Origin of the sequence: Psychrobacter sp. DM4, assembly GCF_051307035.1 — a bacterium.
In the GTDB taxonomy this organism is placed as follows: Bacteria; Pseudomonadota; Gammaproteobacteria; order Pseudomonadales; family Moraxellaceae; genus Psychrobacter.
The window spans coordinates 1416070-1428618 of the sequence record NZ_CP195536.1; the positions used below are offsets into that span (position 1 = coordinate 1416070).

Consider the following 12549-nt stretch of genomic DNA (forward strand, 5'->3'; position numbering starts at 1 on the left):
ACGACGTCAGTTGTCGTGAGCATCGAATCATCGATGCTAGATACTGGTAAAATGCATCTATCGGTGGCACACTAAGACGCTTTGCACCACATGCTGTAAACGAAAAATTATAGATATTTTATCAGAAAATAAAATTTAGGTACGCCTACTACTCATAAATAAAGCTCAGTATCAAACCTTTATGATGCTATATTTTGCAAATTAGCATTGACTCCTCTTTACTTTATAAAAATTAGACCCGCATCTATGTTTACCATTATTCAGTCCCATTTGACCGAACGCCTAGTTGAGCAGTTATTGACGGCTTATCAGTCCAAGAACCAAGGTATCTTTGATGAGTTTATCGTCATAGTGCCCTCCATGGTGCTCGGCGATTGGCTAGATAAATCTATTGCTAGTCAGGCCGGTATCAGCACTTTGGTCACCACCACGTTTTGGGGTCAGTATCAATGGACATTGATGCAAAAGGTGCTGTCCGCGCATAATGAGTGGCTGGAGGCCAATGAGCGCTCTCATGACACTTTATCGGTGCCTGAGGTCGCGGTGCTCACAGGATCAGTGATGCAATGGCGTTTGTTTGGCTACTTTACCTATTATCAGGCGCAGATAATCGCTGATGATACTCATCCTTTGCATCCGCTATTATCAGCGCTGCTCGATGACAAGGCAGATCGCAGTCAGCAAGACATACGGCTATGGTCTTTGGCCACGGATTTTGCAAGAGTATTTAGCCGCTACCTCACGCACCGTGAAGACTGGCTGACGCTATGGTCACAGGGTAAGCCTGTCGATGCTGAGGCGCTCATAAAAGACAAAGATGAGCTATCCAAAAAGTTCGATGAGCACGCTGGCATGACACCTGAATGGCTGGTTGCGCATTACGTAGAGCTTGAGAGTGCTCAGCGGCATTTGTGGCGCTTACTATTTGCGTCGGTCTACGAGCACCGGCAAGCGATTGAGAAACGGTTTTGGCAGATCATGAGAAGTGCCAAAGAAGGCACGGGTATAGAGACAGGGGTAGATACAACGTCGATGCTACCCACGCAATTGCACATCTTTACTTTGCAACAATTACCACAAAATGAGCTGACTTTTTTGCAAAAGTTATCTACTTATTTTGATATTACCTTATTACATTACAATCCATCAAAGCTATTTTGGGCCGATATCGTCGATAAGCAGTGGTTACAGCGCCAACAAGTGATTAACCCAAAAAGTGTGTTTTTGCGTGATCATGGTCATACGCTATTATCGCGTCTAGGTAAGCAGTCGCGTGAGACTTTTGCGATGCTAGCAGAGCTTGACAGTAATGATAACAAAGACGGCTTTTTACTCGATTGGCAAGATAAGTTTGATGAGCCCGTCTATAGTAGTAATTCATCATCACCGACAAGCTTGCTCGCTAATTTACAACAAGACATCTTGATGCTTGATGAGAGTGCGACTCAGCAAACCACTGCTGGGCGTTTGAGTGCAGCGCTCGGCGCGCAAATGCAGCTTGATTTAGCGGACGATAGCGCCAAAAGTGAGAGCACAACAAAAAGAAAAAATAGCCTAAGCAGTGATAGCCTAAGCAATAATAACTCAGACTTACAGTCAGGAGGTTCTTTATTCAGCGATGATAGTTTACAGGGCAAACGCTACGAGCAAGCGCGCCAATGGCAACTGTCACAGTATGATAATAGCTTGAGTATTCACTCTTGCCATAGCTTGCAGCGTCAGCTTGAGGTGCTACGCGGCATGATTGGGCGCTGGCTCAATGAGCCAAGCGATGAGGGTAGCGCGCGCCACGTCTCTGATATTGTGGTTTTGCTCCCTGATGTCGAGCGTCATCATGAGCTGATCAATTCGATATTCGTGAATGGCGAAGGGCAGGACGGTTTAACGCTACCTGCCAAGGTAACGGGGGTAGTGGACAAGTCGATTCGTCAGTTATGGGAGGCGATACGCGGATTTTATAGTTTGCTCGGTAGTGACAGCGCACGTTTTGAGGCGGCAGAGGTCTTTGATTGGCTTATGCTACCGCCACTATATGAGAGCCTCGGTCTTACTCATGAGCAGATGAGCCGCGCTTGTGATTTACTGGCGCAGGCAGGGTTTGTACGCGGGTTTGATGAGGCGCATTTTCAGCAGACGTTAGATGCCTCTGACTATGATTACCGCTTTAGCTTTGCCTATGCACTCGATCAGATAGCATTGGGCTTAGTCATGCCAGAGGCGAAGATTAGTGGCTGTCTGTATCCTGATAATTGGCTAGATAATGCCTTGGCTGAAAAGACTATTCCTATCGCCTCTATTAGTTTATCGGACGCTCCCATCGTTCAGGCACTGTGCCGTGTGTATGCAGGCTTGGATGCTTGCCGCTACGAGTACCAAGCTCGTCATAAGGCTGAGGATTGGCTAGCCCTTATTGAAAACAGTATTATACATCCTTATTTTGGTGACCTTGATCAGACGCGTCCTATGCGAGCTATTTTCAATGCAATGAATGGCTTCAAGAGTAGTTTGCGAGCCAATCGTCACTATCAGCAGTACCGCGCCGAGCTTACTGAGAGTGAAGATGCTGCTACGATGGTACAAGACGAGAATCAACAGGTTGAGACAAGACTGGCAAAAGTCAGCAATTTAACGCTCAAGCTTAGCTTTATGCTTGATAGTATTGAAGATGAGCTTGAGAGCCAGCAAGTCAGTGCTGAGCCGACAGGGGTGATCACCTTTGGGCGCTTTGGCGCATTGCGTAATGTGCCATTTGGTCTAGTTGTTATGCTCAATATGGATTTATCTGAGTTTCCCAATCGTGACAAGGATAATCGCTATGATCTGATGAAGTCTGGCGTCGCACGCCGTGGTGATCGATTCAGCGAGGATGATGACAACGGCGCATTTTTGGATGCCATGCTATGCGCGCGTAATGCCTGCTGGATATTCTATAACGGTCAGCGCCTGACCGATACTCACGAGCATCTGCCTGCCAATCCTGTTAGTGAGCTATTACAGTTCTTGCAAGGGGAGGTGCAATGGCAGTGGGATCCGCTAGAGCGTGCACATAACGACGCTGGTTTAACAGGGCAAGTACAGCGCTACTTGCCTAAGCTTATTGAGCAATGGCTGGTTACGCGTCATCCCGCACTACCGTTTGCGCCAGAGGTTTTTGTAGAGCCGCAGCCCTCAATATCAAATGCGACAGATGAGGATGCCCATATTGCGCTGCTCTCGCAAGCGATGTTCAAAGAAAAGCTGAATCAGCAGCGTGCTCATGCGCCCGCGCGAGTTTGGCAACAGGTCTTTGGGCGCTTGCAAGCGCAAGAGAGTATGAGTAATACGCCACCTCTTAAAGTCAAGCTACCAAGTGCAGCTGACTACCAAGCGATCGCTGAACGTATCCAAGCTAATGAAGGAGCGATTGACGAGCCTTTTGATATCGTGCAAGTGGATATGGAGCACCTGTATTACCAAGCGCGTCATCCAGCCAAGCACTTCTTGCGAGAGCAGCAGGTGCATATCGTTCTGCCAGAAGACGATACCGTACATCAAGAGCCGCTATCCCTTTCAGGTCTCAACGCTTATACGATTAACACCCAACTGCTTACCGCGTTGCATAGTAGTCAAAGTGACAGCGATAGCAATGCCTCTACAAGCCTGCTTTATAATCCAGTGATGCCAGCAGGGGTTGCGCGCCAGTCCACTCTGCGTTTTCAGCAGCTCAAAATGGATCAGCAGTGTGACGATTTTTGTAGCGAGCTTGCAGCTTTAGGTATACACACAGATTCAGCTAATCTGATTACCCCCTGTAGCGAGACCATAACCACAGTGCACGTGCCCGATATGAATGCTCAAGGTCAATTGACACTCAAAGGCACCGCGCCGCAACGAGAGCAAGCGGTAAGCCTTTGGCTAAACCTATTACCCAATAGTGCACGCACGCAGTATTTATTACGGTTTTGGTTGGCACATCTCTACTGGCAAGTCGCACGCAGCACCACATCAGATCAAGTGATAGCAGAGGACGGCAAAAGTATTTGGCGCTTCAACAAGCCAGGATCTGAGCATGATAGCTATAAAGATAAAACCACCTTTAAACTTATGCCAATGGAGTGCAAAACCGCGCGAGCGGAGCTACTCAAATGGGTGCGCTTTGCTCATATCGCTGGCAAGACGCCGCTTATCATACTGCCAGTGCACGCGCTCACTTTTCTTCACAAAGTAAAAAAGGCACAGAGTGAGGGTGCGCCCTACCAGCCCAAACGTAGTGATTTTGACAGTTGGCTGCGACCAAGTTTCAATAGTGATATGACTTTTGATACCTGCGCGCAGCATGAACTATGGCAATATGTTTTAGATAAGCATGATAACTATAATGCCCTAATGGATGCTCTACCAACCCTTTCATCGCCTTTGTTTGACGCTATGAATAAAGCCTTACAGCCACTCTAAATGAGCGCTATTTAGACAAGTACCATTTTGTACAAGTGATTGACTATGACTAATAACGATACGTCTGCTACTACTGAGAACAACATCGACGTTCATTCAACAAGCTTACATCATGCGTCCTCTATGCAATCGAAAGGGGCAGAGCTGCCACCTGCGGTTCGTATTGCGCTAACGGGCCAGTATTTGATAGAGGCTTCAGCAGGTACGGGTAAGACGTGGACGCTGACAGGTATTGTTCTGCGTTTACTTATCGAAGGCAAGCGCTTGCCTGAGCACATCATTGCAACGACATTCACTCGCGCCGCCGCCGCTGATATACGTAAACGTATTCATGAGCGCCTAGAACATTTTCATGAGGCCTTATTATGGCTGAGCAAGATTCAGGCAGATACCAGTACCCATGCCACACTTTATCCGCAGTTTAAACACATAAACGTGCAAACAACTAACAGCAAAAACGATAAAGATACGGACGCCAAAGACATCAAAATAAGCGCTGAGCAAAGACAAGCGCGCTTAGATTGGTTAGAGGAGCAAGCTCATTTATCAGGTAGCACAGAGATCGTCACTGAGCCTATCAACAGTCATCTGATTGAATATTTACTAGATCATGCTAGAGAGTATCCGCTAGCCGATGCTATTCGGCGCTGTAAGTTGGTACTCATTACCTTAGATAAGCTGTTCGTTGGCACTTTAGATAGCCTATCGCAAAAGTGGCTGTCCGAGTATAGCGCGGAGACAGGCTATCAGCAGGGCGTACAGATTAGTGATAATGAGCAAGTAGTGATAGAGAGTATCATTCACGATGCGGTGCGCGCCCATCATAGCCATCTGTACTATCAGCAGCCAAAGATTTATGAGCTGATGCAACATACAGGGCGCTTGACCACACCTGCCGATCATATCTACGTCGCACAGAAGTCGCTACAGTTTATATCCACGCCAATAGAAGGTGTGGATCTAGGCGAGCCGATAGATTTTGCTGGGTATCAGCAAGCGCTGACAGATTTTATAGACTGTGATTTGACGGATATAGCGCCTTACTTTGACAAGGATTATCGTAAAGCGCAAGGTATGACTTGGAATGCAGGTTTGGCAACTAAAGCGGAGCGCATAGGTCGTATACAAACCGCCATCCAAAAAAACGGTCATCTGTTTTTTGTGCATTTAGATGATGAAACCCAAAAATTTTATGATGCGCTACCTTTAGCCTTTTTAACTAAAGAAGAGGGCGGTAAAGGGTTTAATAAGAATAAAGAAGTAGAGCGTCAAACCTTTATCCATTTGCCAAGTATTCAAGCGCTAAAAGCCGTTCATGACTTTACTAGCCAGATTGAACAGCACCTAGATGCGCTTATTGATACCTTAAACCGTGATATTGCCTTGCAAGTGCGGCAAAAGCTGCCAGCGGTGTTAGAGCAAAGACGTGAGACGACTTTTTCGCTACAGATGGTACGTCTTAACCAAGCGTTAACAGGCAAGCAAGGTGAGCGGCTAGCGCGTTATATTCGTCACCATTATCCTATTGCGCTTATTGATGAGTCACAAGACATCAATGGCGAGCAGGCGCGGATGATCGAGCGCATTTATTTAACCAAATCAGCTAATAAAAGACAAAACGATAGCCAAGAAAATAAAAAGTCCCGAGAGTTCTTATTATTAGTTGGCGACCCTAAGCAAGCCATTTACGGTTTTCGCGGCGGTGATGTTGCTAACTACAATGCTATGAAGACGTTGTTTGATGCCAAGCAGCGCATGAGCCTGAATATCAATAGACGCTCCAATGAGCGCTTAATCACCGCACTCAATCATTGGTTTGGACGTCCGTCGCCCGTAGATGATAGTCAACTAAAAAGGTCAACGCAAAGCGCGGCCGATCATTTAGCACAGTTAGGTAAAGGTATCTACTACCAGCACATTACCGCATTTAAGACCGATGTGAGCCTATCTTGGCAACAGCCCATAGCGCAAGAGCTATCGTCTCAAACAGCGGCGATTATACCCAATCAACCCGTGAGTGTGATTCATCTGCCGGCAAACAAAGACGCCAAGCACAACGACTGCGAGCTTACCGCTTTGCATATCGCAGCCCTGCTGGCAAGTGGCCAGACGCTAGAGGGGCGAGCGCTCAAACCGAGCGACATTGGTGTGCTTGGACGACGCAAAAAAGATCTCAAACAGGTTGAGGATATGCTGAGCAAGCTTGGTGTGCCTACCCTTGAAACGGCAGAGCGCAACGTCTTTGATACCCCTATAGCTAGTGATTTAGCGGCTTTACTTGAGGTAATGATACGCCCGCAGCGCCGCGACATTATGAATCGGGTGTTGACTAGTCATTTTTATCAGCTGAGCCTCGATGATGTACAGCTACTTATGTTAAGCGCAGATGACGATGAGCTTGATGTGCAACTGCTTGCGCAATCATCAAGCGCTCACTCAGAGCAAATAGCACTGAAGCGGCGCTATCAAGACTTTCAGAACTATATCAAGACCGCGGCGAGGCAGTGGCAGAACAATGGCATCCTGTCAGCGCTACATTATTTATTCAGTCACAATCCGATGAATAAGAAGGGTCAGACAAATAAGAATATTTGGGTGGCTCTAGCAGAGATTGAAGATGGGGCTCGTCATTTAATGGATTTGCGTCATCTATTAGATATCCTCGCGCAGCATGGCATGCATATCGGTGAGCACGAGCTGCTGGCTTGGTATAAAAAGAATATGAACAGTAGCCGTACTCCTGAATGGGCGCAGCAGCAGCCATTACCGACCGAATCTGGTGTACAGCTGATGACGATTCATAAATCCAAGGGGCTTGAATTTCCCGTCGTCTATGTCATCGGTATGGATAGCGCCAGTCCAAAGGCTGGCGCTCGTAGCAAGCATAATTTATTTCTTTATGATCATACAGAGCAGCAAAAGACGCAGCGCCGTCTATCTACTAGCAAAGGCATAGCCGCTAGTCAATCCGCAAATGGAGAGGCTACCAAAGAGTCGACGGAGGATTACTATGCTCAATTTGAGACGGATGAAAGTTATGAAGAGATGCGCCGCTTAGCTTATGTGGCATTTACCCGAGCTAGCGAGCAGCTGTACATGGTGCTTGGGGATGTGAGCAAAAACCAAGACGACGATCGCAAACCCTGCGCTCAGTGGCTAAATGGTAGTGGTAAGAGCTTAGAGTTACCTGAAAGATTACAAGACTACATCGGCTGGCTGGCATACGACAGTGTCGAGTCTAATGCTCACGCGGTTATCAAGGCCAGCAAAGAGCAGCTAACGACTCTTGAACCTAAGAGTGAGACCACTACACTTATTAATTACGATGAGGCCTATGCGCAGATTCAAGCGCGTTACTTTAAAGGCTGGGCTAAGACAAGTTTTACCGCTTTATCCCGTCAACTGGGCAAGCAAACTCAGGCTTTGGCTATTTTTGATGATAGCGTAGAGGATGATTTGGATATAACGGATGGGATGACGCTATCTACTAGGGTCATCTCAGCGCAAGACAATATCGGTAAGTACGCTAATGACAACAACGCAGGTTCAATCACAAGCGATAATATCCGTTTTCGCTTCGTTAAAGGCGCTAATGCGGGTACGTTTTTGCATGAGATTTTTGAGAAGATAAATTTCACCGATAATCAAAAGTGGTCAGCGATTATTGATCAAAGTGTCCGTCACTATCAACTGCCGCTTGTTTATACCAGCCGCGCGCATCAACAGCACTTACAGCAAAGGGTGCAATCACAAGCGCAGAGTATGTCTGATACAGACATTGACGTAACGGAGGACAGCCTACCGTCTGAACACGATGAGCTCATGGTTTGGATAGGTGATGTACTGGCAGCGCCGTTACTGGCTTCTGGTCAACCGCTACAAGCTATCGCGCCCGAGCAGCGCATCGCTGAGCTCGGATTTAACATGGGGCTATCGGAGCATTTTGAGCCTGACCGTATTGATGAGGTATTCAAGCAATATTTACCTCTCGACGCTGATAAGCATATTGAGATGAGCGCGCAGTATTCTAGCCATATTTATCGCTACCTGCGCGGCGAGATTGATTTAGTATACGAACATGCGGGCAAGTACTACGTTGTAGATTATAAGAGTAATTATCTAGGAAATAGCCTAAGTGATTATAGTGAAGAAAGTTTGAGCAGAGCTATGAGTAAAGCAGGATACTGGTTACAGGCCGCTATCTATCAAGTGGCGCTACACCGGTTTTTAAGATTGCGAATAAACGACTACAACGGTAGAGAAGAGCAGTACTTGGGCGCTGTTGAATATGTGTTCTTGCGCGGTATAGACTCGCAAGGCGTGCATGACTATGGGCGCATTAAATGGCAAATTCCTTTTGCACTCGTGCAAGCGCTCGATGAGATGTTTGGTAGCCCCAGTAGTTAGATATAAAATCTAAAAACAAAGACCACAAAATTTAAGCGAACCACTAATGAATAACAATGAATTTATAGACAATACGCCGGCAAGTCATGAGCTTGGCAACATCGGCTCAAGCATAAATAACATGACTACAAATGACTCAAATACAGGTAGCAGTTGGGCAACTAGCGTCAGTCAGTATTTACTACGTCGGCGCAGGCAAACTCATCTGGCATATCAGAGTCAGTTGCGCATAAACGACGTAGAGGATCAAAGTAACACTCAAGACTGGTTGTTTGAATCATTGTTTGAGTTACTGGTACAGCGCTTGGAAGAGGGGCATACAGTCGTCACTTTATCGAGTATGAGTAATTTGGATCATACTTGGCGATGGCACCTGATACAGCCTTTATTCCAGCCTTTGCTTAATTATGCCCAAAGCACTTTGGCACAGAATGTTGACACCCAATCACTCATGAGCAATGATCATGCGCTTTGGAAAGATGTGCTGTTGCAATCAACATTGTCACAATATGACCAGCAGCGCTTGCAACAGCGCTATACCGTAGCAACCCAACTATACAACTATCTTCAATCAACAAAAAATAGCCTAAGTAAATTCGTAATTCGACTAGAAGGTAGTTCACTAATACAAAAAATGAATAAAAAAGATACAGCTGAAACTACACCCATCATCTTTGTGCGAAAAGAAAATAAAGACAATTTAACTCTTACACTATGGCTACATCGCACATGGAAAGCGGAGTACAATCTTGCGCATCACGTCATTCGTATCAAGAGTCAAGTAGTACAGGCGTTACCGATCACCGCAAACTCACAGCTAAACCCTGAGCAGCAAAAAGCCATATACATGGCCAATCGATCTGCGTTTAGTATTATTACGGGTGGCCCTGGTACCGGCAAAACCTTTACCGTAGCTCAGCTAGTAATTGCTCTCCAGCAGGTAAATTCCGACAAGGAAATGCTAGGCGCAGCAGGGGAGACGTCCACTAGCATAAACCTTGCACTAGCCGCGCCAACGGGCAAAGCAGCTCAGCGTATGCAAGAGTCGCTACAAGACGCTATAGGATGTGCTGGAATAGACATCCAGCTACCAGAAGCCAAAACTATTCACCGATTACTCGGTATAGGGCAGGGCGGACGACCACGCTACAATCAAGACAATCCATTGAGTGAAGATATTATCATCGTCGACGAAGCATCCATGCTTGGCGTTGAGCTAGCCAATTATTTGGTTAGCGCTGTCAAGCCAAAGGCTCGGTTAATTTTATTAGGGGACGCCAATCAGCTCGCAGCAGTAGACGCTGGGGCAGTGCTCGCAGATTTGTGCCGCATACCAGCACTTCAATCAGTACATAAGCGTTTAGAGAGCAGTCGCCGATTCACAGCGGAGTCTGGTATCGGTAAGCTTGCAAAGCTAATCAATCAAGATGTCAGTGATATAGAGCGTAGCACTGATGAGTATGGTAGTAACGTAGAGAAAAGCATGGAAGCCGTATGGCAGCTCATGGAAGATGATGAGACTTTGGACTTTTATCATCTGGCTCAAAGTCCATCTGCACAATCGCAAGACAATGTAGTCGCTAAAAAGTACAAGGTAAAAAATAGCCTAAGTAGTCAGAAATTTTACTCAAGAGTACTCAAATATTATAACGCTTATATAAGCCGAACGGCAGGGGATTTAGATAAGGTAAGAATTGCTAAATCCATGCCAACGGCAGAATATATAGCAATTTTCAATGAACTAATTGCGCAACTCAACCAATTCAGAGTACTAACTGCTGGACATCATGGTCGCTGCGGGGATTACTCTATCAATCGCTACCTAAGTGAACAGCATCGCAATCAATTAAAGCTGCCCTTATCTAAGTCTCCTTGGTATCACGGTCGACCCATTATGGTATTACAAAATAACTATGAGCTGGGTTTATTTAACGGTGATATTGGAATATGCTTACAGATAGAAGGCGGGCGTCTACAAGTGTTCTTTGAGAACAAAAAAACAGGCATATCAGTCAATATGCTTGGTGATGAGATGATTGCCACAAGCTATGCAATGACGATACACAAATCACAGGGGTCTGAGTTTGAGCATGTTGCTATCTGCTTTGATGATAGTAATGCACGCTTACTCAGTCAAGAGCTTATCTATACCGCAGTAACCCGTGCCAAAAAACGAGTGTCACTATTTACTACAAAGTCAGCATTTACGCAGGCGCTAGCGACACCAACGGTGCGTCAAACTGGATTGAGTTTACAGTTTGAAGATATGGGCAGGGCTGATGAGTCTTCTTAAACCCTGTTAATTTATAGCAAAAAAAACATCCCGTTAAGGATGCTTTTTTATCAAGCCTTAAGTTATAACTTGTCTTCTTTGATAGCATAGATACCTGGCAAGTGGCGCAGATATCCATGAAAGTCCATACCGCAGCCATAAACATAGCGATCAGCAACTTCAATACCGACAAAATCCACCTCGAAATCCGCGACTTTGCGATCATGCTGCTTATTAAGTAGTACGCACGAATCAATAGATGCTGGGTTTTCTTTACCCAATTCTTTTACGATTGCTTTTAACGTAATACCCTCATCAAAAATGTCATCAATCAATAAAACATACTCACCCTCAATACTAACATCAGGCTTGAATTTCCATTCTAGATCGTTGGTGCCTTGATTGTCACGATAGCGCGTAGCATGGACATAGTGCATACGGTGATAAAAGGTTAGGTGAGTGAGCAATTGACCTGCCGGAATGAGTCCACCATTCATCACGACCATAACGATAGGGTTGAGACCTGCGTAGTGAAGGTTAAGCTGAGCGGCCAAACGCTCATAAGCGGCTGCAACTTCAATACTACTGATGAGGCACTCTGAGTTGCGCAGGGTCTTTTCGATTTCTTGATTACTGATTTGGGTCATGAGGTGTGCCTTCGATAAAATTGCCGCCTATTTTAGCAAGTTTTAGTGAATCTGACCAATACCAAGTGACTTGTAGCATCAAGTACTGGCCAGAACTTACTTTACTCCGCTTTTTCTACAATAAATGGGCGATAGTATTCTGCTAGACGGTTCATAGAGTCATTCGGTAGATCAGGTAATAGTTTGGTTAGCGCCATGTTCATACCTTTATCAATCACCGCTTTGGTCACAGGCACAGATTTGCGCTTGAACATACCCAATTTAAGCGTTTCGGCATAATGACTAATGAAATGAGTCAGCGTCTCATCGTTCATAGTCTCAAGAGCTGTCTTAAATTTGACAGTATCGACATGCTCAGGTGTCACAGCCGCAAAGCCTTCTGTGATGGTCTGCGCGGCGCTTTCAGACAGCTGATAGCCGACACGGCTAACGCCTTCATTATCGATAAACGTCGCTTGATCTCGCAAAAAATGAAAGCTTGGCATCACATCTTCGTTGTTCTCTTTATTGAGCAAAATATTAAGCAAAGTATCGGCGGCCTTTTCTATCGTACCGACGGTCTTGCGCATGGCCGCTTGACGCTCAGGATTAGGGATAATCTCAACCAAACCAACCAAGAGATTGTCGATCAAGTCACGAGCCGTTTGATGAGTGAGGGCATCACGGTATTTGTAGTACTCTACGTGCTCATCCGATGCTTCTACTTGTGCGGCTTCCTCTATCAATTGTTTGAGTTTTTCTGAAGGTTCAAATCCAAAATAATGTGCCATGTAATATCCTTGGGTTGTG

At 45.9% G+C, this 12549-nt stretch carries 5 protein-coding genes; 3 read left to right on the forward strand and 2 right to left on the reverse strand.

The window, feature by feature from the left end; genetic code table 11:
* Positions 1–246 precede the first annotated feature (246 nt).
* From ACR64G_RS06065 to recD, 3 genes are all read left to right on the forward strand, one after another.
* The gene (locus ACR64G_RS06065; protein ID WP_435980596.1) at positions 247–4434 is read left to right on the forward strand and encodes an exodeoxyribonuclease V subunit gamma; all 4188 of its coding nucleotides are present in this window, start codon (positions 247–249) and stop codon (positions 4432–4434) included.
* Positions 4435–4557: 123 nt separating this feature from the next.
* Positions 4558–8841 (forward strand): UvrD-helicase domain-containing protein, encoded by a 4284-nt coding sequence (locus ACR64G_RS06070; RefSeq protein ID WP_435980658.1) that lies wholly within the window; start codon positions 4558–4560, stop codon positions 8839–8841.
* Between the two features lie 46 nt (positions 8842–8887).
* Entirely contained in the window at positions 8888–11134 is a 2247-nt protein-coding gene (gene recD, locus ACR64G_RS06075) for an exodeoxyribonuclease V subunit alpha (protein ID WP_435978431.1), read from the forward strand.
* A gap of 62 nt (positions 11135–11196) precedes the next feature.
* Here the strand turns inward: recD and ACR64G_RS06080 are convergent, their stop codons facing one another.
* Positions 11197–11760 carry a hypoxanthine-guanine phosphoribosyltransferase gene (locus ACR64G_RS06080; protein ID WP_435978432.1) on the reverse strand — a complete coding sequence of 188 codons (564 nt, stop codon included), beginning with the start codon at positions 11758–11760 and terminating at the stop codon, positions 11197–11199.
* Positions 11761–11861: 101 nt separating this feature from the next.
* Entirely contained in the window at positions 11862–12530 is a 669-nt protein-coding gene (locus ACR64G_RS06085) for a hypothetical protein (RefSeq protein ID WP_435978433.1), read from the reverse strand.
* Between the last annotated feature and the right edge of the window lie 19 nt (positions 12531–12549).

Coding starts and splice junctions, on each gene's coding strand:
- ACR64G_RS06065 (WP_435980596.1), top strand. CDS start 247: ATGTTTACCATTATTCAGTCCCATTTGACCGAACGCCTAGTTGAGCAG.
- ACR64G_RS06070 (WP_435980658.1), top strand. CDS start 4,558: ATGCAATCGAAAGGGGCAGAGCTGCCACCTGCGGTTCGTATTGCGCTA.
- recD (WP_435978431.1), top strand. CDS start 8,888: ATGAATAACAATGAATTTATAGACAATACGCCGGCAAGTCATGAGCTT.
- ACR64G_RS06080 (WP_435978432.1), bottom strand. CDS start 11,760: ATGACCCAAATCAGTAATCAAGAAATCGAAAAGACCCTGCGCAACTCA.
- ACR64G_RS06085 (WP_435978433.1), bottom strand. CDS start 12,530: ATGGCACATTATTTTGGATTTGAACCTTCAGAAAAACTCAAACAATTG.